Here is a 24,683-nt window from a genome sequence, read left to right on the forward strand (position 1 = left end):
TTTTATTATAATGATTTGGGAAAGGAGCTTTGTTTGTGTTTTCACAGTCTTATTTATTTTTATACCTGTTAGTAGTCATTGCATTTATCGCTAAAAATAATTCCTTGTTGATTGCCATTGTATTTTTATTATGCATGAAGATAATCGGATTAGATGCAAAAGCCTTCTCTTATATTCAGTCAAAAGGCATCAATTGGGGAGTAACAATCATTACAATTGCCGTACTTGTCCCAATTGCCACTGGTGATATTGGATTCAAGGATTTATCATCAACATTCAAGTCTCCGTTTGCCTGGATTGCATTAATATCAGGAGTATTAGTAGCACTTTTAGCAAAAGGAGGAATTACTCTTTTAGCAGAAGATCCCCAAATTACAACGGCATTAGTCCTTGGAACAATATTTGCTGTATCTGTTTTTAATGGGGTTGCTGTTGGTCCGCTTATTGGTGCAGGAATCGCATATATTGCAATTAAAGCAATGGAATGGATAAAGTGAGTGAACGATATTGAATGGCTGCTTGCTGTCGATAAGCGCTCGCTTTTCCAGTAGCTTTTTGTTCGGATGTGCATTTCTTAAATTGGATAACCCCGTCCTCCTAAAGCTTCACGCTGCAAAATAATAACGTTGTCGATCAACTTGAAATTTGTGCTTATAACACGTTGTCTCAACGTTTGCTGTTGTTAAATAAAAAACAGTAAATATGTACTTCACATTATTTCTGGAAGTATAAGGAGAAAATTTGCTTGTTATTGAAAAATAATTTATTGAAAAAGCAAGCTATAAAACTGTTTTTTGATGGGAATAACTTTCAAATCAAGGAATAAACTGTTAAGGATTATTCTTGATGAAAAAAATGGTTTTTTACTATTTGAAGCGTAAAAAAGTGCTAAAAAGGAGACTTTTTTTAAAAAATTATATATAATGAATTTGTAGTAATGAACTCCCCGTCTGAAGATCAAAACTATTATTTTTTTGAATTTAAATGTAAGCATTTACAAATGACGAAAAAATCTCACAAATAATCTAATTATAATCTATCTTTTTTATACGGCCCCTCCATTTTCATAAAAAATAAATCCGCTACACAAAAACTTTATTAGTTATGTTCCGTTAGGGTGAAACGGATAAGTAGACAATGAAAGTCAGACAAAAATTAAAATATTAATAGGCTGGAAAGAGTGTATCTACTGTTAATGACTTTTTATCCCACTCTTAACGGGCAGTAAGCCCCCCACCTCAAGATACCGAAAAATCGAGGAAGCTAGGTGGTGGATAACTGCCCGTAAAGATCCGATGAGTGCAACTAACCATCAGTGGGGATGAGGAAAACCCCCATTGATGGAAGTTTACTTTATGCTAAATATTTAATATAAGTTTATCTTATGATAAATGATAACTTTATTATTATTTACTTATTAAAAGGATTATATTAAAATTAAAGGCGGTAAATAGGGTATGTGGATTAAAAGTGGGAATTGTTCGACTATTATTCTATTTTTGGTATATGATTAAAAGAGAAGGCAATACATATAGTAAAAGATAGATATAACGCTTCTTAGACTTATAAGTGAGATGGGAAGCGTTATCATAAATATCTATTAGCTGCATTTATAACGTTTATATGTGTCCAATTAGCAGGAGCTTAGTATAATTTAGTGGACAATGATAATGATTCAAAAAGTGAGATGAAGGCTGTTAATATATAAGTAAAGGAAGTAATGAGTAAAGGAGAGAAAAATATGGCAGTTACAAAGGGTCTTGAAGGTATAATAGCAACAACTTCTTCAATTAGCTCTATTATTGATGATTCATTAGCATATGTTGGATATGACATTGATTCATTGGCAGAGCATGCTGGTTTTGAAGAAATTGTATTTTTATTATGGAATAGAAAGTTGCCGACAAAAACAGAATTATTACAATTTCAACAAGAGTTGGCAGAACATGCGGAGCTTCCGGCTTCTTTAATCGAACAGCTAAAAATGATTCCATTAAAGCAAGTTCACCCGATGGCAGCTCTTCGTTCAGCGGTTTCTCTTCTTGGTGTATATGATGAAAATGCCGATTTGATGGATGAAAAATCAAATTATTTAAAAGCATTAAATCTACAGGCAAAATTGCCAACCATCGTAACAGCTTTTTCACGTTTAAGAAAAGGGCTGGAACCAATAGGACCAAGAAAAGATCTAAGCTTTGCTGCAAACTTTTTATATATGCTGACAGGAGAAGTCCCTGAGCCAATTGCAATTGAAGCTTTTAATAAGGCTTTAGTATTGCATGCAGATCATGAGTTGAATGCTTCTACTTTTACAGCGAGAGTTTGTGTAGCAACCCTATCTGATATATATTCGGGCATTACTTCTGCAATAGGTGCTTTAAAAGGTCCTCTTCATGGAGGAGCGAATGAAGCGGTAATGAAAATGCTGTCAGAAATAGGAAGCTTGAAAAATGTAGATGCATATATTCAGAATAAAATGGCGAAAAAAGAAAAAATTATGGGATTTGGCCATCGTGTATACCGAAAAGGGGACCCACGTGCAAAGCATTTAAAAGAAATGGCGAAAAAATTGACGGAGCTTACAGGGGAAAGTTATCTTTTTGATATGAGCATAAAGATAGAAGCTATGTTGAAACAAGAAAAAAATCTTGTGCCGAATGTAGATTTCTTTTCTGCATCTGTTTACCATAGTCTTGGAATTGATCATGATTTATTTACACCAATATTTGCTGTCAGCAGAGTATCAGGGTGGATTGCTCATATTTTAGAGCAATATGAGAACAACCGGTTGATTAGACCTAGAGCAGATTATACAGGTCCTGAAAGATTAACGTATATTCCCGTAGAAGAACGGGAATAGAGTGGTATGTTTCTATAAAACCTTTGAGAATAAATACTAAAAATATTCACATATTTAAAAACGATTTAGCATTTATCTATGTGTTTATTCTTCTTTTAAGAAGGTATAAATTGTTTATGAAGAACATAAATTTCTAAACGGAGGGATATATATGCAAGGCGAAAAAATTACAGTATTAAATGGAGCATTAAATGTACCAGCAAATCCAATTGTGCCATATATCGAAGGAGATGGAATCGGTCCAGATATTTGGGCATCTGCTTCCAGAGTATTAGATGCTGCTGTTGAAAAGGCATATAATGGAGAAAGAAAAATCGTATGGAAAGAAGTACTTGCTGGAGAAAAGGCCTATAATAAAACAGGTGAATGGCTCCCAACTGAAACATTAGATGTTATTAAAGAATATTTAATTGCAATTAAAGGTCCTCTAACAACACCTGTCGGCGGAGGTATTCGTTCCTTGAATGTTGCATTGCGTCAAGAATTGGATCTTTTTGTATGTCTGCGCCCAGTAAGATGGTTTGAAGGCGTGCCTTCCCCAGTAAAAAGACCTCAGGATACAGATATGGTTATTTTCCGTGAAAACACAGAGGATATCTATGCTGGAATTGAATATGAAAGTGGTTCAGAAGCTGCAGAGAAGGTAATTCAATTCCTTCAAGAAGAAATGGGTGTAAATAAAATTCGCTTCCCTGAAACATCCGGCATCGGCATTAAGCCTGTTTCACAAGAAGGAACTAGCCGTCTAGTTCGTGCAGCAATTAATTATGCGATTAAAGAAGGCAGAAAATCTGTTACGCTTGTACATAAGGGTAATATTATGAAATATACAGAAGGTGCTTTTAAAAATTGGGGCTACGAATTAGCTGAAAAAGAATTCGGAGACAAAGTGTTTACATGGGCACAATACGACAGAATTAAAGAAGAACAAGGAACAGAGGCAGCAAACAAAGCGCAGGCAGAAGCAGAAGGCTTAGGAAAAGTAATTGTTAAAGATTCTATTGCAGATATCTTTTTACAACAAATCTTAACTAGACCGTTAGAATTTGATGTAGTAGCAACAATGAATTTAAATGGCGACTATATTTCTGATGCACTAGCAGCACAAGTCGGCGGAATTGGAATTGCGCCAGGAGCAAATATAAATTATGAAACTGGGCATGCGATTTTTGAAGCAACACATGGTACTGCACCTAAATATGCTGGTCTTGATAAAGTAAATCCTTCTTCTGTAATTCTTTCAGGTGTCCTTTTACTAGAGCATCTAGGCTGGTTGGAAGCTGCGCAATTAGTGATTAAGTCGGTAGAAGAAACCATTGCTTCTAAAGTGGTAACTTATGATTTTGCTCGTTTAATGGATGGAGCAACAGAAGTAAAATGTTCTGAGTTTGGCGATGAGCTTATTAAGAACATGAAGTAATATAGAGAATATAGAGGGAAGAGAAAGAGCTAAGGCTCTTTCCTCTTTTTCATTTTTTGTCGCAAAGAGCAAGTACAACTTTTTACGGTAATTAGTGTCTTGAACCGATGCACTAGCGCCGATATAGACATAAGGAAGCGGCATAGACAGGTCCGTACGTCGATGATAAAGGCGCTTGTGCTTTTCTTTTGACAAAAAGGGGGAGTAAATATGGTGATAAAACGCAATAAGATTTCTGTAATTGGAGCAGGTTTTACTGGAGCAACAACTGCTTTTCTACTTGCACAAAAAGAGCTTGGAAATGTTGTTTTATTAGATATTCCTCAATTGGAAAACCCGACAAAAGGAAAAACACTCGATATGTTTGAGGCCAGTCCAGTACAAGGTTTTGATGCAAATATAAAAGGCACTTCCAACTATGAGGATACAAAGGATTCAGATATTGTGGTCATAACAGCAGGAATTGCCAGAAAGCCTGGAATGAGCAGAGATGATTTAATCCAAACAAATCAAAAGATTATGAAGGCAGTTACAAAAGAAATTGTAAAGTATTCACCTGATTGTATAATAATAGTCTTATCGAATCCTGTTGATGCGATGACTTATACTGTGTATAAAGAATCTGGATTTAATAAAAGTCGTGTAATTGGACAGTCTGGTGTGTTGGATACAGCCAGATTTAGAAGTTTTATAGCAATGGAATTAAACGTATCGGTAAAAGATATTACTGGATTTGTCTTAGGTGGACACGGGGATGACATGGTTCCGCTTATTCGATATTCTTATGCAGGAGGAATACCGTTAGAAGCGTTGATTTCTAAAGAACGATTGTCCGAAATTGTAGACAGGACCCGGAATGGTGGAGCAGAGATTGTTAATTTATTAGGAAATGGAAGCGCTTATTATGCGCCTGCTGCCTCCTTAACAGAAATGTGTGAGGCCATTGTAAAAAATCAAAGACGGATCCTTCCTACCGTTGCCTATTTAGAAGGAGAATATGGATTCCAAGACATTTATCTTGGTGTTCCGACGATAATTGGTGCAAATGGTCTCGAGAAGGTCATTGAATTAGAGTTGACGGTTCAAGAAAAAGAAGACCTTCAAAGATCTGTTGCCTCTGTTAAAAACCTATTAACAATACTAAACTAATTTAAGATGTTTAAAGTCAATTATTGTCATCAACAGACATTCAACCTTGAATGTGCGGGCAGTTCCAATTGGCTTTTTTGTGTTGGAGCTTATACTATGTAGTGCTCACTTTAGTTTTCTAACCAAGTTAATAATTTTCAATGGTTAATGGGTGTTTCCTTTTCCCCCATTCTTAACGGGCAGCAAGCCCCCACTTCAAGATGCTGAGAAATCAGGAAGGTAGGTGGGGGGAATTGCTCGTAAAGATCCAAGGGAGGCGGACAAACTAAGGTCGCCGCTTCCTGTAGCAACGTTTGTGTGATCCACATCCTGTGGATCACAAGCTTTCCATCAGTGAGGGAGGAAAAAAACCCCCATTGATGGAAGGTTTCCTTTATGAAATGTATATATTATAATAAAAGAAGTGTAATGGGGAATTCATAGGGGAATTAAATTATTGGAGGCAATTTATGAAAAAAAAAGTTCTTGTTGTAGATGATGAACAGTCTATTTTAACTTTATTACAATACAACCTGCAGCAAGCGGGCTATGATGTAATAACTGCGATGGATGGAGAAGAAGGCATGAACTTGGCACAGTCAACTAATCCAGATGTTATTTTGTTGGATTTAATGCTGCCAAAGCTGGATGGGATGGAAGTTTGCAAACAGCTTCGTCATCAACGAATAAATACTCCTATTCTTATGTTAACAGCAAAAGATGATGAATTAGATAAAATACTTGGATTAGAACTTGGTGCAGATGATTATATGACAAAACCATTTAGTCCAAGAGAAGTCATTGCCAGGATAAAAGCTGTTTTACGAAGATCTCAATTTCAGACGGAAGCACCTGAAAAAGAGCCCCAAGAAGAAGATAGTATAAAAATTGCTGATTTAAGAATACTGCCGAATTATTATGAAGCTTATTTTAAAGATGAATTATTAGAACTTACTCCAAAAGAATTTGAACTATTGCTGTATTTAGCAAAATATAAAGGGCGAGTTCTCACTAGAGATCAGCTATTAAGCGCCGTCTGGAATTATGATTTTGTTGGAGACACACGTATTGTAGACGTGCATATTAGTCATTTGAGAGAAAAGATGGAAAATAATACCAAAAAGCCTATCTATATAAAAACAATCCGAGGTTTAGGATACAAACTAGAGGAACCAAAATAAATGCGAACCTTCAAATCAAAATTACTTTCTAGTCTATTGTTTATTATTTTTATTGTTTTTCTTCTAATAAGTTTAATTTTAGGTCAGCTAAACAAAAAATCTTATTTGAAGTCATATGATGAAAGGCTGAAAAGAGAAAGTATACTTGTGGCAAAAGAAATAGAAGATTCTGGTGGCATTTATGCTGTTGATGATTCTAAAATCAAGAGATACAGCGAAATGTTAAATCTGCAAATTACGATTACAGATAATAACGGGAAAATACTTTTTGATGAAGGAGAATTGGGTGAAAGTCTGCATGATGCTCATCTTGATAAGATTGAATCTACTATCATCAAAGGAAAAGAAAAAGACAAAAAAGCGGGAATTGGTGGAAATGCTGATTTTCATTATTATTCCATGAAATTATCATTAGTCAATCAAACGCAAGGATATTTATTTATCAGTCTAAAACTAGCAGATATACAGGATGCCTACCAACAGATAAATTGGATTGTTAGTTTATCATTAGCTGCTGCGTTCTGTTTATTAGCTTTAATAGGCTTTAAATTGATATACCGTTATACAAGACCGATTGAATCTGCTACAAAAGTTGCAGTTGAGCTAGTTAACGGAAATTATCATGCTCGTACATATGAAGATCGTGTTAATGAGGCAGGTGCGCTAAGCTCCTCTATCAATACATTGGCAAAAAACATGCAAGATATGGTGAAGGCTCAGGAGATTCAGCAAGATCGCCTCGGTACATTAATTGAAAGCATCGGGAGCGGCTTACTGCTTATTGACAGCCGGGGTTATATAAATTTAATGAATAAAGCATATAAAGATTTGTTTACTGTGCATTCAGCTGATTATTTATATAAACTTTATTACAAAGTGTTGGAGCATCGAGAATTAACGGATCTGGTAGAAGAAATTTTTATGACGGAACATAAAGTAGTAAGACAGCTCGTACTGCAAGTAAATGAGGATAAAAAAAGCTTTCAAGTATACGGTGTGCCGATAATCGGGGCAAACGATGTATGGATGGGTATATTATTAGTATTTCACGATATTACAGAATTAAAGAAGTTAGAACAAATCCGAAAAGACTTTGTTGCAAATGTATCGCATGAATTAAAAACACCAATAACGTCCATTAAAGGATTTTCCGAAACGCTATTAGACGGAGCAATGGAAAATAAAGAGACGTTAGCAGAGTTTCTGCGAATTATTTTAAAAGAAAGCGACCGTCTGCAGCAGTTGATTCAAGATTTGCTTGATTTATCCAAGCTAGAGCAGCATGGCTTTGCTTTAGTGCGTGAACGGTTAAATATTTTAGACATATTAGGAGAAGTTATTAAGATTTTACTAAACAAGGCAGAAACAAAAGAGGTAGAAATAAGCTTTAAGCAGGAACAAGACAGTATATGGATTGAAGGAGACAGGGGCAGACTTACCCAAGTGTTTCTTAATCTCATTTCCAATGCCATTTCGTATACTCCGAATGGCGGGAAAATAACAGTTTCTGTTTTGGAAAGAAGCAAAGATGTAATAATAAATGTGGAAGATACCGGAATTGGAATCGAAAAAAGCGAGATCCCAAGAATCTTTGAACGTTTTTATCGAGTAGACAAAGCAAGAAGCAGAAATTCCGGCGGAACAGGATTAGGACTTGCTATTGTAAAGCATTTAATTGAACTGCATAAGGGGGCAATTAAAGTAGATAGTGAATTAGGAAAAGGAACAACCTTTCAAATTAAACTGAAAAAAGATTTTCCTTTTTAAAAAAAGAAGAAAATGGACAGTGGGACGAGTTTACATGTTATTTACATAGTCCTTATAATCTATTTACAATTCTTTGCTACAATACTTTATGAAGACCCCCCTTATCCATAAGGCTAAGTCGCAATTCGAAAGCCGAAAGCTACCCCGCTTTCGGCTTTCACATTTCTATTCCATTTTTACACCTCTAATAAATCATTCCAAATACTCTTCTCTTACTTAAGAGACAAACCGCATTCCTTACAATCTTTTTTTTCTCATGGTAAAATAAAGGGATCAAGACAATAATAGAAATTAGATAATATACATACATAAAAATTGGAATTGGAGGAACGATTATTTTGACAAAAAAACTTATTTTAATAGATGGAAACAGCATCGCCTATCGTGCTTTTTTTGCACTGCCGCTTTTAAATAATGATAAAGGGGTTCATACAAACGCTGTTTACGGTTTTACGATGATGCTGATGAAAATATTAGAAGATGAAAAACCAAGTAATATATTGGTAGCATTCGATGCGGGAAAAACTACTTTTCGACATAATACATTCAGCGAATATAAAGGAGGGCGCCAAAAAACGCCTCCTGAATTATCGGAACAATTTCCATACCTTAGAGAATTATTGAACTCATTTGGAATCCGCCATTATGAGTTGGAGAATTACGAAGCGGACGATATAATTGGCACCTTATCTCTTCAAGGAGAAAAGGAAGGATATGAAGTAATTGTTATTTCCGGCGACAAAGATTTAACCCAGTTAAGTTCGGAGAAAACGACTGTTTATATTACCAAAAAAGGAATCACTGATATTGAATCCTACACTCCAAGTCATATTCAAGAAAAGTATGGATTAGCACCTGATCAGATTATTGATATGAAAGGCCTTATGGGCGACAGCTCTGATAATATTCCTGGTGTTCCAGGTGTTGGTGAAAAGACAGCAATTAAACTTTTAAAAGAATATCAAACACTGGAAAACTTGCTGGAATCTATTGAAAAAGTAAGTGGCAAAAAGTTAAAAGAAAAACTGGAAGAATTTAAAGATCAGGCAATCATGAGTAAAGAGCTTGCTACTATCACAAGAGAAGCGCCGCTCGCCATTGGCTTAAATGAACTAGAATACCCAGGCATGCAGACAGATAAGCTAAAAGGAATTTTTAAAGAGCTCGGCTTCAATTCGTTATTGGCTAAATTGGGAGACGATGTAGTAGAAGAAGAAATTAGTCTTGATGATATTGCCTATGAACAAGTAGAAGAAATAACAAAAGATATATTTGCAGATGAAAATGTTTTGTATGTAGAAATCCTAGATGAAAGCTATCATTATGCCCCGATTATTGGACTTTCTCTTGTAAATGAAACTGGTGCTTATTATCTCCCAATCGACCTCGCTTTAGAATCCGATGTATTTAAAGAATGGGCTGAAGATGAAACAAGCAAAAAGATTGTTTACGATGCCAAGCGTTCGGAGGTTTCCTTAAGACATAAAGGAATTCACCTGAAGGGCATCACGTTTGATGTGTTGATCGCTGCTTATTTGGCAGATCCATCTGTTACGATTGAAGATGTCACATCTGTTGCCAAAAAATATGGATTTACAAATATTCAATCCGACGAAGCGTTTTATGGAAAAGGGGCTAAAAGAAAAGTGCCAGAAGAAGCTATTCTTTCTGAACATCTTGTTCGAAAAACAATGGCTCTTTCAGCAATTATTGACCAAATGAAAGAAGAACTGAAAAAAAATGGACAAGAGTCATTGTTTTATGATTTAGAAATGCCATTAAGTCTAGTACTCGCAGATATGGAGTTTACGGGAATTACAGTGGATGTCGACAGACTGCAAACAATGGGGGCGGAAATCAAGGAGCGCTTAAAAGAAATGGAGAGCCGCATTTATGAACTGGCTGGAGAAACATTTAACATTAATTCTCCAAAGCAGCTGGGTGTTATTCTTTTTGAAAAGCTTGGTTTGCCTGTTGTGAAAAAAACAAAAACTGGATATTCCACCTCAGCAGACGTGTTGGAACAGCTGTCAAGTTCTCATGAAGTAATTGGGGAAATATTAAACTATAGACAGTTAGGCAAACTTCAATCAACCTATGTAGAAGGTTTGCAAAAAGTAGTGCATAACAGCAAAATTCACACCCGTTTTAATCAAGCATTAACACAGACTGGAAGATTAAGCTCCACTGATCCTAACTTGCAAAACATCCCAATTCGTTTAGAAGAAGGAAGAAAAATTAGACAAGCATTTGTGCCTTCCGAAAAAGATTGGGTAATTTTTGCAGCAGACTACAGCCAAATTGAGTTAAGAGTATTAGCTGATATTGCCAATGATGAAAAGTTGATCGAGGCATTTATAGAAGACCATGATATTCATACCGAAACTGCGATGTCAGTGTTCCATGTAGAAGCAGATGAAGTAACCTCCAATATGCGCAGACATGCAAAAGCAGTGAACTTCGGGATTGTATATGGAATAAGTGATTACGGATTATCTCAAAGCCTCCATATTACAAGAAAAGAAGCGGCTAAGTTTATTGAACGCTATTTAGAAAGCTATCCTGGTGTAAGAAATTATATGGAAGAAATAGTGGCGGATGCAAAACAACAAGGCTTTGTTTCCACTTTGCTTCATAGAAGAAGATACTTGCCGGAGATTACAAGCAGAAACTTTAATATACGAAGCTTTGCAGAAAGAACCGCGATGAATACACCGATTCAAGGCAGTGCAGCGGATATTATTAAAAAAGCGATGATCGAAATGGCGGAGCGTTTGGAAAAAGAAGGATTAAAATCAAGGCTATTATTGCAGGTTCACGATGAATTGATTTTTGAAGCACCAAAAGAAGAAATTGAAAAATTAAAAGAAATCGTACCAGATGTAATGGAGCATGCAGTCGAATTAAAAGTTCCATTGAAAGTGGATTATTCTTATGGAGATACTTGGTTTGATGCAAAGTAAATGAAATGGAGAGATAACAATTGCCAGAATTACCGGAAGTGGAAACAGTCAGAAGAACTTTAAAAGGACTGACGCTGCACAAAGTGATAAAAGAAGTAGTGGTTAATTGGGTGAAGATGATTAAAAAGCCTGAAAATGCAGAAGAATTTTCCGATGCGCTTGTTGGACAGGAAATAAAAGATGTGCAAAGAAGAGGGAAGTTTTTATTAATCGTAACAACAGATTTTACAATTGTTTCCCATCTAAGAATGGAAGGACGCTACGGTTTATTTTCTGCTGAAGAACCCGTTGATAAGCATACGCATGTTATTTTTTATTTCGAAGATGGAACAGAACTTCGCTATAAAGATGTTCGGAAATTTGGCACGATGCATTTATTCAAAAAAGGGGAAGAGCAATATGCCCTGCCCTTATCTCAACTTGGTCCTGAGCCGTTTGACAGTTCCTTTACGATCCAGAATTTTAAAGAAGGATTAGCGAAAACAGCTAGAAGTGTAAAAACTGCTTTATTAGATCAAAAAATAGTCGTTGGCTTAGGAAATATTTATGTGGATGAAGCATTATTCAGAAGTCGAATTCATCCCGAAAGACCGGCAAATACATTAAAGGAAAAAGAAATAGAATGTTTATATCAAGAAATTATAGCTACCCTTTCGGAAGCAGTGGAAAAGGGGGGCAGCACCATTCGTTCTTATGTAAATTCACAAGGACAGATCGGCATGTTTCAGCTTGAGTTATTTGTTTACGGAAGAAAAGGAGAAGCATGCAAAAATTGCGGCGCTACCTTAGAAAGAATCATTGTCGGCGGAAGAGGAACTGTATTCTGCCCTGACTGCCAAAAGCGAAAATAGAATAACATTGGATGGGCTCCTTCCATATATTATAGTACTCATCATTAGGAAGGAGCTTTTTCTTATGGCACAAGTATTTTCTCTCATCCTGTTGGCACTGGCTGTAAGCATCGACAACTTCAGTGTAGGTTTCACTTACGGTCTAAGAAAAATGAAGATACCGTTTAAATCAATCTTCATCATTGCTTGCTGTTCAGGATTCACTTTATTAGTTGGAATGTTTTTTGGTCATATCATTTCCCGCATATTTTCGTCATCCTATGCAGAAAGTATTGGTGGCATTATTTTAATACTGCTGGGCATTTGGATACTATTTCAATTTTTTCAGCCAACAAAAGAAAAAGAAATCATAACCCATGAAAAAAATATTATTAACTTTGAGATTAAATCCTTGGGGATTGTCATTAAAATATTAAAAAAACCATTGGCTGCTGACTTTGATAATTCTGGGACAATAACTGGAATAGAAGCAGTGCTGCTTGGTTTAGCATTATCTTTGGATGCATTTGGAGCAGGCATTGGCGCTTCCATGTTGGAATTTTCTCCATTTTATTTAACCATTGCAGTTATAGGAATGAGTACTTCTTTTGTTTCTTTAGGGATAGCAGGAGGCTCCTTTTTTTCGAAAAAGAGTTTTGTAGAGAAATTTTCCTTTCTTCCAGGAGTTATTTTAATTATAATTGGCCTATTTAAATTATAAAGTGAACCTTCCATCAGTGGGGGTTTTACTGCCCGTTAAGAGTGGGATAAAATTACTGCTGGTGGTTTCACCTAAAAAAAGAAATTAGAAGAATAATAAAAGAATCAAGAGAAAAGGCAGGAATTAGTCATGACATTAATTGTAGGATTGACAGGTGGTATTGCTAGCGGAAAAAGCACGATATCAGCGTATTATCAATCACTGAATCTGCCTGTTATTGATGCAGATCTAGAAGCAAGGCTTGCAGTACAAACAGGTGAGCTGGCATTCGAAAAAATTGTGGGACATTTTGGCAGCACTATTTTGCAAAATGATGGCGGAATCAATCGCAAAAAGCTTGGAGAGATTGTTTTTGCCAATGAAGAAGAAAGAAAAGCACTTAATAATATCGTTCATCCAGAGGTGAGAAAAAGGATGGGCGAAAAACAAAAAAAAGCGATCGAAGCTGGAGCCAAGCTGCTAATATTAGATATCCCGCTATTATTTGAAAATAAACTGCATGAGGGCTGTGATAAAACAATCCTTGTATATGTAGAAGAAGAAATTCAAATCAAACGATTAATGAAGAGAAATAAGCTTACTTTAGAAGAAGCAGTAGCAAGAATTCAAGCCCAGATGCCGCTAAAAGAAAAATGCGCTTTAGCAGATGAATTAATTGATAACAATGGTTCAATTGATGATGCAAGAATGCAGGCAAAATCGATTCTGCAAAAATGGCATGTAGTATAAGCGATAAGCTGCCAATAAGAAGAAGGAGTTTTGCGAGTCGAACCTACGTCTGTCCTAAACAGAATGTGTAAAGAAATCTTTATCCCACACTTAACGGGCAGTAAGCCCCCCACCTCGAGGATGCTGAGAAATCGAGGAAGCTAGGTGGGGGATAACTGCCAGTAAAGGTCCGATAAGTGCAACTAACCATCAGTGGGGGAGGAGGAAAAATCCCCCACTGATGGAAGTTTACTTTATTTACTTGTACAACGAATTACTTTTCTATAAGATGATAGTAGGTATGAAATATATTGCGAAACAATGAATTCGGAGCTGATAAAGATGAGATGTCCTTCATGTCAAGATAACAATACCCGTGTTCTTGATTCACGACCTGTTGACGATAGTCGCTCCATCCGAAGAAGAAGAGAGTGTGAAGTTTGCGGATATCGATTTACTACGTTTGAAAAAGTAGAAGAAATCCCTTTAATCGTTGTGAAAAAAGAAGGAACACGGGAAGAGTTTAGCCGTGATAAAATATTGCGTGGACTAATAAAAGCATGTGAAAAAAGACCGGTTGCTTTAAAACAACTGGAAGAAATAACAGCAGAAGTAGAAAAAGAGCTTCGCAGCAATGCTGTTTCTGAAATTAAAAGTGATATCATTGGTGAGATGGTGATGGATCGGCTGGCAGAAGTCGATGAAGTGGCATATGTACGGTTTGCTTCCGTTTATCGTCAGTTCAAAGACATCAATGTATTTATTAAAGAATTAAAAGAATTAATTAAAAAAGATTAACCCTGTTTTAGACAATATTTGTTTTCTATTACCTTCAGAGGGTGGAGTGTGAAGTATTATATCTTATCATTTTCAATAAGATTCACTCCATAACCTAAAAGGAGCTAAAGGATTCTTTGGCTCTTTTTTGAATTTTTATCCCACACTTAACGGGCAGTAATCCCCCCCACCTCGGGGATGCCGAGAAATCTAGGGAAGGGATAACTGCCCGTAAAGGTCCGATAAGTGCAACTAACCATCAATGGGGGATGAGGAAAAACCCCCACTGATGGAAGTTTACTTTATTATAGTAAAGCAGAATGAACAAAGCGCTTGCGCTTTTCTTACATAAGAAGAAAAGGAGGGACAAGCAGAGACATGGCGCAGCATTGGCAAGACTTGCTTCCAGTTGACAGATATCACGTATCGGCTAATGGTTTATTAAATGATTACGACCGGAAAACCATTACTTTTCTGTATCAGCCCTTAATAGGTACTTATTGCATGAGTTTATATATGACATTATGGGCAGAGGTGGAGGAAAATCGTCTCTGGTCTTCTTCTAATTCTCATCATAGCTTGATGAATTTTATGAATTGCAGTTTAAAAGAGATTTATGAAGCAAGATTAAAGTTAGAAGGAATTGGACTTTTGAAATCATTTGTGAAAAAAGAAGAGGAAAATCGTTCCTTTATTTATGAGCTTCAGCCGCCTTTAACTCCAGAACAATTTTTTTTGGATGGCATGCTGAATGTTTATCTTTATCGAAAAATAGGAAAATCACAATATGGCCGTTTAAAACGGTTCTTTTCGGACCAAAAGAAACCGGAAGAAGGGGAATATGAATCCGTAACAAAAGCCTTCCAGGAAGTCTTTACATCTGATCATAATCAAAGTGTGCTTTCTAATTATGAGTTGGAAGTAGAGGGTGAGTCGGAAGAAGAGACTGCTTATATTGGAAGACAAGAACAATCTGGCATTCAAGTTCAAGATGAATCTTTTAATTTTGAGTTGCTTTTTGCAGGGCTTCATCAATCCTTAATATCCAAAAAAGCTTTTACAAAAAAAGTGATGGAGGCTATACAAAACCTTGCCTTTTTATATGGCATAGATGCGATTCAGATGAAAAATATTGTCATTAGTGCAATCAATCATAAAGATGAAATTGATATAGAGGAATTAAGGATATCAGCAAGAGACTGGTATCAGTTTCAGCATAATGATCTGCTGCCAATGCTGGTTGACAGAATCCAGCCGCAAATGCATCAAATGAAAATAGAGGCACCAGCTAATAAAGAAGAAGAACTGCTTCATTATTTAGACCATACATCACCAAGGCAGCTTTTAAAGGATATTTCAGGCGGTGCAGAACCTTCAAAAGCCGATTTGCAAATTATTGAGGAAATCATGTTTTCCCAAAAATTATTTCCTGGTGTTATCAATGTTCTTATTCAGTATGTTATGCTGAAAACAGATATGAAGCTGACAAAAGGCTATATGGAAAAAATCGCTGGTCAATGGGTCCGAAAGAATATTCGAACTGTTAAAGAAGCAATGGACCTTGCGAAAAAAGAGCACCAGCAATATTTAGAATGGGCACAAGGGAAAAAGAATAATCCAACGAAGTCAACAAAAAAAGCGATTCGTACGGAAAAAATTCCAGAATGGTTTGGGAAAGGACAGGCATCTGTAAATAATAAGCAGGAGCAGCCAATAAATGACGATTTTTTAAAGGTGAAACAAGAACTAGAAGAGGAAATAAAAAATTTAAGAAAATAGGTGGTGAAATTAATTGTGGAAAAAATAAATGATACGCTGCGCAAACTTGGGGCAAACTCAAGTTTTCAGGAAAGATACAAAGCGATGAAACAAGAAGTTCTCCATCATCCTGAGGTGCGGGCTTTTCTTCGAGAGCATGAAGAAGATTTGACTTCTCATATTGTGGAAGCTGGCATGAGCAAGCTGTATGAATATGCAAATCAAAGCAAGGAATGCAACAAATGTCCTAATTTACAGTCGTGCATTAATATGATGAAAGGCTATCATCCAAAGCTTGTCATGATAAGAGGGGCAATTGATATTCAATATGACCGTTGTCCAAGAAAAGTGATGGAAGACAGCCAAAAGAAAAAAGAAAAATTAATTCAAAGCTTATATGTTCCAAAAGATATATTAAAAGCTTCTTTTTCTAATATGGATATTGGACAAGATCGTGCAGAAGCAGTGAGAGCAGCTATCAACTTTGTGAAGCAGTATGAGCCGGGACAGAGGCAAAAGGGCATTTATTTTTATGGAGATTTTGGAGTTGGAAAATCGTATCTTTTAGGTGCAATTGCCAATGAATTATCACAAAAGCAAGTTTCTTCCATGATTGTATACGTACCGGAGCTTTTTAGAGAAATGAAGAGTTCAATCGGGGACAGCACGCTAAATGAAAAACTAGAAAGAATAAAACGAGAGCCTATTCTCATGTTGGACGATATTGGCGCTGAAACGATGTCCAGTTGGATAAGAGATGAAGTGCTTGGTCCAATTCTTCAGTTTAGAATGTTGGAGAATTTGCCTACTTTATTTACTTCTAATTTTGATTTTAGCGGATTAGAACATCATTTAACCTATTCTCAAAGAGGGGAAGAGGAGAAAATGAAAGCGATGCGAGTAATGGAGCGAATAAGGTATTTAGCAAATCCAATTCATGTCAAAGGTCCAAATAAACGAATGTAAATGCTTATTTATAAGGATAAAAGAGCAGAAATAAGACAGTATTTCCTGGAAATTTTTGAACCATTTTTATCCCACTCTTGACGGACAGTAAGCCCAATGTCATCAACTTAAGATTCCATAAATTGTGATATTTTAAAAATGATTGGTTTGGAGAGGCGTCTGCTCACCCCGTGGAAAGCGAGCGGTAAGCCTCGGAGAACAGAACGATAACCCTTACTTCCTATTTAGCTACTAATTTTCCTTTTTTTTGAAGTTTGGTTTGATGACATTGAGAAAAACCCCACTGATGGAAGTTTACTTTATCAAAAAAAACAGATCTTTTCCAGCAGCCAGATATCTAGGGTGCAGGGAAAAGTCTGTTTTTTTTGTTTGTTTCCATGAACTTTAACTTCTATTTTGTCTATTTCCCCCATATACATGCTATCAGGGATTTCTTTATAAAGGGGGGATAGGATTGATAAAAATTATATTTCAACAGCTGGATGATGCGAAAAAATTAAAAAAATTAATTTATCATAAATACAATCATTTAAATTGGAAGGTAAATACCATTCAAGAAACAAATGAATATTTCTTAATAATAAAATGGGATGAATCGTCTCGAGCTCAAAAGAATTTGGAGAAATTAAAAAAGCTTTTTTTTCACTATATTTTAAACAATAAATGGGATATCTGGGCAAAAGAAATAGTGGTAAAACAATATTTTTTTAAAGATGAAACGGAACAGAGGCATATATTGGAAATTGCTCATTCTATTATAGAAGGTAAAAGAAAAGAATTAGAAAATTTTATTCCAGATGTAGATATGGAAGCCTGTTTAAAAGAGGCTATCGATGAAATGATTCACGAAGGCGTGTCCTTTTCTTTTGATTCTTTTGTTACTTTTCGTTTACGTGCATTTATGGATATGGTAAAAAAATATATAGAAATTTCTATTGATGAATATAAAATGGAGCAGGAATATCAAGTTTTTATTCATACATTAAGAGAATTTTTATCAAATCGTATTCCGCAAAAACAAACCGTCCATGTTTTGCTTGATTTGGATATTCAATTTTATGATGAGAAATATCGGGAACTGACGCAGCAAGATTTGATGCTTATTTGGGATAAAAAAATAGTTGCTCATCAATCTATGTATATTGATCCTTTTTCCATTGGTCCTCTATTATCATTAGCCCCAAATAATATCTATTTATATACGGAGGATAGAGAACAGCCAATCGTTCGAACGATTGTCAATATTTTTGAAGAACGTGTGCATATTTTGGAAAAACAGGAGTTTTTTCAAGATATCAATATTCTATCACGCCCAATTGAATAGAAATCATAGAATGCTCTTGATTTTCTTTCATGATAAGCATATAATAACGTACATAAATCAACTATATTTTGTAACATGTTATGATGAGGATAATAGTTTTCTTGTACGGTTTAAAGAGAGGGAAGATGCAGCTGGGAGCTTCCTAACACGATGAGAATGCTTACCACCTTTAAACTTCAGCCAGGAACAGGTAAATTACCTTATTAATGGTTGGCGGTCTTCAGCCGTTATCTGTTTTATCTAAGCCGTTTATATGTATGTTGTAAGCGGGAATTAGGGTGGAACCACGTGCTTATATATTACTAATATAACTCGTCCCTTTCTATTGAAGGGACGGGTTTTTTGTGTTTTTATAGGCTTTTACATGTGTGTTCAAAAAGGGAAATTTAATTTGGCGACTTTTTTGAACATCCTCTCCAGCATGAGAACGAAAAGGAGGAATTATTATGTCAGAAGTATTGAAAATATCGTTTCCTGATGGAGCTGTTAAGGAGTTTCCTGTTGGAACAACAACTGAAGAAATTGCTGCTTCTATAAGTCCTGGCTTAAGAAAAAAAGCAATTGCCGGAAAACTTAATGGTGCCTTATATGATTTGAAAAGACCAATTAATGAAGATTGTTCTTTTGAAATAATAACACCAGAAAGAGAAGAAGCACTGGAAATCTTACGCCACAGCACTGCTCATTTAATGGCTCAAGTGATAAAAAGATTGTATAAAAATGTTAAGCTTGGTGTTGGTCCAGTTATTGAAGGCGGATTTTATTATGATATCGATATCGAAGAATCTTTAACACCAGAAGATCTTCCGCTGATTGAAAAAGAAATGGCCAAAATCATTAACGAAAATATCGAAATTATCCGCAAAGAAGTAAGCAGAAAAGAAGCAGTTGATTTGTTTACAGAGATGGATGACGAATACAAATTAGAATTAATTGAAGCGATTCCAGCAGATGAAACAGTAACTTTATACGAACAAGGGGAGTTTATTGATCTTTGCCGCGGCGTTCATGTACCTTCAACTGGCAAATTAAAAGAATTTAAACTGTTAAGCATTGCAGGGGCTTATTGGCGTGGAAACAGTGATAATAAGATGCTGCAGCGTATTTACGGTACTGCTTTCTTTAAAAAAGCAGAATTAAATGAGCACCTTCGTTTATTAGAAGAAGCAAAAGAAAGAGATCATCGCAAAATCGGAAAAGAACTAGATCTGTTTATGACGTCGCAAAAAGTGGGGCAAGGTCTTCCATTGTGGCTTCCTAAAGGCGCCACTGTCCGCCGCATTGTAGAGCGTTATATTGTCGATAAAGAACAAAGATTAGGCTATGACCATGTATATACTCCAATTATGGGAAGCGTTGATCTTTATAAAACTTCCGGCCACTGGGATCATTATCAAGAGGATATGTTCCCACCGATGGAAATGGATAATGAACAATTAGTGCTTCGTCCAATGAACTGTCCACATCATATGGTTGTGTATAAAAATGATATTCACAGCTACAGAGAATTGCCGATACGCATTGCGGAGCTTGGGACAATGCACCGCTACGAAATGTCAGGAGCATTATCAGGGCTGCAGCGTGTTCGAGGAATGACATTAAACGATGCGCATATTTTTGTTCGTCCAGATCAAATCAAAGATGAGTTTAAACGAGTAGTAAATCTAGTCTTGGATGTTTATAAAGACTTTGATATTACAGATTATTCATTCCGTTTATCTTACCGCGATCCGGAGGATACAGAAAAATATTTCGATGATGATGAAATGTGGAACAAAGCGCAAAGCATGCTGAAAGATGCCATGGATGATCTTGGTTTAGACTATTTTGAAGCAGAAGGAGAAGCTGCGTTCTACGGTCCTAAACTGGATGTTCAAGTGAAAACAGCTTTAGGGAAAGAAGAAACACTTTCTACTGTACAATTAGACTTCTTGCTGCCGGAGCGCTTTGATTTAACATATGTCGGCGAAGATGGAAAACAGCATCGTCCAGTTGTTATTCACCGCGGTGTTGTATCAACAATGGAAAGATTTATTGCGTTCCTTATTGAGGAGTATAAAGGTGCTTTCCCTACATGGTTATCGCCAGTGCAGGTTCAGGTAATTCCTGTTTCGCCTTCTGTTCATTTCGATTATGCAAAACAAGTGCAGGAAAAATTACAATTGCAAGGTTTCCGTGTAGAATTAGATGAGCGTGATGAAAAAATCGGCTATAAAATTCGCGAAGCACAAATGAAGAAAATTCCTTATATGCTAGTAGTAGGGGATAAAGAAGTGGAAGAACAAGCAGTAAATGTTCGTAAATATGGCGAGCAAAAATCAGAAACTGTTCCATTTGATTCCTTCTTGGAAAACCTGAAAACGGAAGTGAATCGTTAACCATCATTTCTTTCCATTAGGAGAAAAAATCTTGCTGGGAATTAATTGGATTGTTTGAAATTTTTGGTGTAATAAGCGATTTATTTGGCGAAAATAGTCATTTGTCCGAAAAATATCATGAAAAGTATTGCATTGTATAAATAATTTTGATAAAATTTTTCTCGTTGTGATATTTCTTTCATTGACTAGTATATATCTACTGTGATATAGTTACTAAGGTAAATTGAATACGAGTTTGAGGAAAAGAAGAAGCACCCGCTTCTCACCTGATTGACACAAGATTCCAACAAGTAGTTAACAGGTATTACGTGAACATTTTTTGTCTTACTATGTTTGTTATCGTAAGTGTGGGTGGTTTTCCATCCACACTTTTTTATTGTTTAGTTTCATTCAATTTTGTATTGAATGGTACTTTTAAATGGAATGTGTACTATTTTTCCAAACGATTCAACTTGGTGGTCAAGTGTCAATTAGTGTTATTAACGTGAGATGGAGACTTGAAAGTTTCTCGTTGTTAAGATAGGAATTTCTTGACCCGAACGTTGTATTCGTTAATTAACCTTGGAGGTGTATTAACTATTAGCAAAGATATGATTTTAAATGAAGGCATTCGCGCAAGAGAAGTTCGACTTATTGACCAAAATGGTGAACAGCTTGGTATAAAAACGAAGTTCGAAGCTCTTGAAATTGCAACACGTGTAAATCTTGATGTTGTTCTTGTTGCACCAAATGCAAAACCGCCGGTAGCCCGCATTATGGACTACGGAAAGTATAAGTTTGAGCAGCAGAAGAAAGAAAAAGAAGCACGCAAAAACCAAAAAGTAATTAATATTAAAGAAGTTCGCCTAAGTCCGACTATAGATGAGCATGACTTTAATACAAAGCTTCGTAATGCTATTAAATTTTTAGAAAAAGGCGATAAAGTAAAAGCATCCATCCGTTTTAAAGGACGTGCTATTACGCATAAAGAAATTGGTCAGCGTGTACTTGTTCGATTTGCAGAATCTTGTACAGAAGTTGCATCAGTGGAATCACATCCAAAAATGGACGGTCGAAGCATGTTCATGACTTTAGCGCCTAAAAACGACAAGTAAAGAGGAGGAATACCAAATGCCAAAAATGAAAACTCACCGCGGAGCTGCTAAGCGTTTCAAGAAAACTGGGTCTGGTAAATTAAAACGTTCTCACGCTTATACAAGCCACTTATTTGCTAACAAATCTACAAAGCAAAAACGTAAACTTCGTAAAGGATCTTTAGTATCTTCAGGAGATTACAAACGCATTCGTCACTTATTAGACAACATTAAGTAATAATTTACGGAAAATAGGAGGGAAACAATATGCCACGTGTTAAAGGCGGTACAGTTACACGCAAACGTCGTAAAAAAGTTCTTAAATTAGCTAAAGGTTATTTCGGTTCCAAACATACATTATACAAAGTTGCCAACCAACAAGTAATGAAATCTTTAATGTATGCATACCGCGATCGTCGTCAGAAAAAACGCGACTTCCGCAAATTATGGATTACTCGTATCAACGCAGCTGCACGTATTAACGGTTTATCTTACAGCCGTTTAATGCACGGATTAAAAGTTGCAGGTATCGAAGTAAACCGCAAAATGCTTGCTGAGCTTGCTGTAAGCGATGAAAAAGCATTTGCTGAATTAGCTTCTGTTGCAAAACAAAACTTAAAATAATTGATTAAAAAAAGAAGGTATACGGTTACCTTCTTTTTTTTTGCTTCTTTTGGGTTATGGAATATAATGAGGGGGACAGAGGAAGCGGCGGAAAAACCGAGGAGATCAGCAAGAAAAGCAGGTGAATCGGCAAGAAAAACCAGCTGACCAGCAAAAAAGAGAATGGAAATAGTCGGAAATATAGCTGTTGCAACAAGGACTTATTAGTTGGTAAATCATTATCAACAAAACGAAAGGAGAGAAAAAATGAACTACATACTGGCATATTATTTAGTTTTTATTAATTTAGTTGGCTTTTTTACAATGAAAGCAGATAAAAATCGTGCAAAAAAGAATCAATATCGCATAAGTGAAAAGAGGTTATGGAGCATTGCTTTTCTTTTTGGAGCAATAGGGTTAACAGTCGGTATGAATGCATTTCGGCATAAAACGAAGCATACTAGTTTTAAAGTAGGACTGCCCTTATTATCATTTCTGGAAGTTGGGATTATCGTTTATCCCACTCTTAACGGGCAGTAAGCCTCCCACCTCAAGATGCCGAGAAATCGAGGAAGCTAGGTGTTGAAACTCGCCCGTAAAGGACCGAGTGAGATGTATACAAACTAAGATCGCCATTTCCAGTGGCAACGTTTGTGTGATCCACATCCTGTGGAACTCAAGCTTTCGATCAGTGGGGGATGAGGAAAAACCCCCACTGATGGAAGTTTTCTTTATATTCTATTCGTATTGGCATAAAATACAGCAAAGCATTATACAATGAAGTAACAGCAAGATTTCACAGAACAGAAGGTGATAAAGTGAATGAACAATTATCGATGTTGTTTGTCATGATGGAATTAGGAGGCATCTTTGCCCCTATTGCATTTATTCTCTTTCATACATTAAGGCAAGTATTATTTATTCCTCCTATGATAGTGTGCATTGCAGGAGGTATTTTATTTGGAGTCACAATGGGAACCATCTATTCCATTATTGGATTAACATTAAATTGCCTTTTCTTTTTTCTGATAATAAAAAAAATGCCGAGAACACATGATAAAATTTCCTTATTAAAAAAGCGCTGGTTTGGAGAATATCGAAATTTAACCGTGGGGCAAATAACCATTTTGCGGCTGATTCCTTTTATCCATTATCATCTATTAAACTTCTGTTTATTGGAAAAAAGACAAAGTATTAAAGAGTATGCAAAGTATGCCTGCATAACCAATATTCCACTGGCATTTTTATATACGGTATTTGGTCAGTTCATTAAACAATTTTCACCAACCATGATGATTATTATATTATTTTCCTTATGTATACTTGTTTATGTATTAAGAGAAAAAATCACGATCATTAAATGGAAAGAATTTTTTAAAGAAGCACATTAAGAAAAGCGGAAGCACCTTGCTTATTATAGCTAGACATCATTCAACCAACAAAGATAAAAAAAGCCAAAACAAAATAGTTTTAGCTTTAGGATCTGACGCTCGCATGCTCATGAAAATGAAGCGTCCAGCAAGGAAAATGAAAGGAAAATATCTTTCATCATAATTTAAAACGGTAAGGTTTTAGATTTTATTTTTTGATAAATTCCACTCAATTTTGGCATGTGGGTAAGAAGTTTGTATAGAATTTTGTATAAATGCAGTATCTTCTTCCATCAGTTTTGTGTCAAAAGGTTCTGTAGGCCAAATTAATATTCGAACCACATTGCTAGAGGTGGTAGCATCTACATATTTTTCTCCTTCAAATAGAAACCCTTTATATGTTAATAGAAAATTCATGCGGACATTTTTAGGATCATCCAATAAATAATATTTATTTTGACTACGAAATAAAGCCAGTCTTCTTTCTGGTTTAAAGAAAAATGCAACGATGCGATATAAGATAAATAGAATGAGTGCAAGCAATAATAAACGGAATATCCACATCATAATAAATGCCTCCATTGTATAAGAAAATTTGAATTAGCTAATTGTATACGTTTCAAGAATGAAAAGGTTTCATTTTTTAAAAACTTTTTGAAAAAATATTGGAAGGAAGCAACTACTCAACTACATATTGACGTTCATGCATCTAAGTTTTTCGGTACTAAGGCCTAATATAGGAACATAATAAAATCACTGCGTTTTGTGGTAACACCTGTGCGTTTTCCATCCTGTAATACAAAACTCACCAACAACAGGAGATAAAAGAAATCGCTAATATTTAAATTCAATTTAT

At 35.8% G+C, this 24,683-nt stretch carries 22 protein-coding genes and 2 other annotated features; of the genes, 21 read left to right on the plus strand and 1 reads right to left on the minus strand.

Annotated features, from left to right (window positions below):
• The first annotated feature begins 35 nt into the window (after positions 1 to 35).
• From ACTYBU_RS10495 to ACTYBU_RS10595, 21 genes are all read left to right on the plus strand, one after another.
• Positions 36 to 497, plus strand: coding sequence for a DUF441 domain-containing protein (locus ACTYBU_RS10495; protein WP_445489511.1), 462 nt, complete (start codon positions 36 to 38; stop codon positions 495 to 497).
• A 1,244-nt stretch (positions 498 to 1,741) separates the two neighbouring features.
• Positions 1,742 to 2,860 (plus strand): citrate synthase, encoded by a 1,119-nt coding sequence (citZ, locus tag ACTYBU_RS10500; RefSeq protein ID WP_445489513.1) that lies wholly within the window; start codon positions 1,742 to 1,744, stop codon positions 2,858 to 2,860.
• Positions 2,861 to 3,011: 151 nt separating this feature from the next.
• The gene (gene icd, locus ACTYBU_RS10505; RefSeq protein WP_445489515.1) at positions 3,012 to 4,280 is read left to right on the plus strand and encodes an NADP-dependent isocitrate dehydrogenase; all 1,269 of its coding nucleotides are present in this window, start codon (positions 3,012 to 3,014) and stop codon (positions 4,278 to 4,280) included.
• Positions 4,281 to 4,490: 210 nt separating this feature from the next.
• A complete protein-coding gene (mdh, locus tag ACTYBU_RS10510) occupies positions 4,491 to 5,429 on the plus strand; it encodes a malate dehydrogenase (protein WP_445489516.1) in 939 nt (312 codons plus the stop codon).
• Between the two features lie 449 nt (positions 5,430 to 5,878).
• Positions 5,879 to 6,589, plus strand: a complete 711-nt coding sequence (locus ACTYBU_RS10515; RefSeq protein ID WP_445489518.1) for a response regulator — start codon at positions 5,879 to 5,881, stop codon at positions 6,587 to 6,589.
• The gene (pnpS, locus tag ACTYBU_RS10520; RefSeq protein WP_445489520.1) at positions 6,590 to 8,356 is read left to right on the plus strand and encodes a two-component system histidine kinase PnpS; all 1,767 of its coding nucleotides are present in this window, start codon (positions 6,590 to 6,592) and stop codon (positions 8,354 to 8,356) included.
• 338 nt (positions 8,357 to 8,694) lie between these two features.
• Positions 8,695 to 11,319 (plus strand): DNA polymerase I, encoded by a 2,625-nt coding sequence (gene polA, locus ACTYBU_RS10525; RefSeq protein WP_445489521.1) that lies wholly within the window; start codon positions 8,695 to 8,697, stop codon positions 11,317 to 11,319.
• A gap of 20 nt (positions 11,320 to 11,339) precedes the next feature.
• Entirely contained in the window at positions 11,340 to 12,170 is an 831-nt protein-coding gene (mutM, locus tag ACTYBU_RS10530) for a DNA-formamidopyrimidine glycosylase (RefSeq protein ID WP_445489523.1), read from the plus strand.
• A 64-nt stretch (positions 12,171 to 12,234) separates the two neighbouring features.
• Positions 12,235 to 12,870: a sporulation membrane protein YtaF gene (ytaF, locus tag ACTYBU_RS10535; RefSeq protein WP_445489524.1), complete on the plus strand. Its 636-nt coding sequence runs from the start codon at positions 12,235 to 12,237 to the stop codon at positions 12,868 to 12,870.
• Between the two features lie 129 nt (positions 12,871 to 12,999).
• Positions 13,000 to 13,599 carry a dephospho-CoA kinase gene (coaE, locus tag ACTYBU_RS10540; RefSeq protein ID WP_445489526.1) on the plus strand — a complete coding sequence of 200 codons (600 nt, stop codon included), beginning with the start codon at positions 13,000 to 13,002 and terminating at the stop codon, positions 13,597 to 13,599.
• Between the two features lie 321 nt (positions 13,600 to 13,920).
• Positions 13,921 to 14,376: a transcriptional regulator NrdR gene (gene nrdR / locus ACTYBU_RS10545; RefSeq protein ID WP_445489528.1), complete on the plus strand. Its 456-nt coding sequence runs from the start codon at positions 13,921 to 13,923 to the stop codon at positions 14,374 to 14,376.
• Between the two features lie 357 nt (positions 14,377 to 14,733).
• Positions 14,734 to 16,134 carry a replication initiation and membrane attachment family protein gene (locus tag ACTYBU_RS10550; protein WP_445489530.1) on the plus strand — a complete coding sequence of 467 codons (1,401 nt, stop codon included), beginning with the start codon at positions 14,734 to 14,736 and terminating at the stop codon, positions 16,132 to 16,134.
• A gap of 15 nt (positions 16,135 to 16,149) precedes the next feature.
• Positions 16,150 to 17,079, plus strand: a complete 930-nt coding sequence (dnaI, locus tag ACTYBU_RS10555) for a primosomal protein DnaI (protein ID WP_445489688.1) — start codon at positions 16,150 to 16,152, stop codon at positions 17,077 to 17,079.
• A 454-nt stretch (positions 17,080 to 17,533) separates the two neighbouring features.
• Entirely contained in the window at positions 17,534 to 18,403 is an 870-nt protein-coding gene (locus ACTYBU_RS10560; RefSeq protein ID WP_445489531.1) for a putative sporulation protein YtxC, read from the plus strand.
• Positions 18,404 to 18,474: 71 nt separating this feature from the next.
• Positions 18,475 to 18,726 (plus strand) — a binding site (T-box leader).
• Positions 18,727 to 18,849: 123 nt separating this feature from the next.
• On the plus strand, positions 18,850 to 20,781 hold the full coding sequence (gene thrS / locus ACTYBU_RS10565) for a threonine--tRNA ligase (protein WP_445489533.1): 1,932 nt from the start codon (positions 18,850 to 18,852) through the stop codon (positions 20,779 to 20,781).
• Between the two features lie 237 nt (positions 20,782 to 21,018).
• Positions 21,019 to 21,162 (plus strand) — a sequence feature (ribosomal protein L20 leader region).
• Between the two features lie 209 nt (positions 21,163 to 21,371).
• Entirely contained in the window at positions 21,372 to 21,875 is a 504-nt protein-coding gene (gene infC, locus ACTYBU_RS10570; RefSeq protein WP_445489690.1) for a translation initiation factor IF-3, read from the plus strand.
• A 16-nt stretch (positions 21,876 to 21,891) separates the two neighbouring features.
• Entirely contained in the window at positions 21,892 to 22,092 is a 201-nt protein-coding gene (gene rpmI, locus ACTYBU_RS10575) for a 50S ribosomal protein L35 (protein ID WP_101175729.1), read from the plus strand.
• Positions 22,093 to 22,121: 29 nt separating this feature from the next.
• Positions 22,122 to 22,478 carry a 50S ribosomal protein L20 gene (rplT, locus tag ACTYBU_RS10580; RefSeq protein ID WP_443480641.1) on the plus strand — a complete coding sequence of 119 codons (357 nt, stop codon included), beginning with the start codon at positions 22,122 to 22,124 and terminating at the stop codon, positions 22,476 to 22,478.
• A complete protein-coding gene (locus ACTYBU_RS10585; protein WP_445489535.1) occupies positions 22,479 to 22,625 on the plus strand; it encodes a hypothetical protein in 147 nt (48 codons plus the stop codon). It abuts the gene before it with no gap.
• 99 nt (positions 22,626 to 22,724) lie between these two features.
• Positions 22,725 to 22,997, plus strand: a complete 273-nt coding sequence (locus ACTYBU_RS10590; protein ID WP_445489537.1) for a DUF1294 domain-containing protein — start codon at positions 22,725 to 22,727, stop codon at positions 22,995 to 22,997.
• Between the two features lie 278 nt (positions 22,998 to 23,275).
• Positions 23,276 to 23,848: a TVP38/TMEM64 family protein gene (locus tag ACTYBU_RS10595; protein WP_445489539.1), complete on the plus strand. Its 573-nt coding sequence runs from the start codon at positions 23,276 to 23,278 to the stop codon at positions 23,846 to 23,848.
• A gap of 180 nt (positions 23,849 to 24,028) precedes the next feature.
• Here the strand turns inward: ACTYBU_RS10595 and ACTYBU_RS10600 are convergent, their stop codons facing one another.
• A complete protein-coding gene (locus tag ACTYBU_RS10600) occupies positions 24,029 to 24,394 on the minus strand; it encodes a sigma-w pathway protein ysdB (protein ID WP_445489540.1) in 366 nt (121 codons plus the stop codon).
• Positions 24,395 to 24,683: the final 289 nt, after the last annotated feature.

The organism is Niallia sp. 03133, assembly GCF_052663225.1.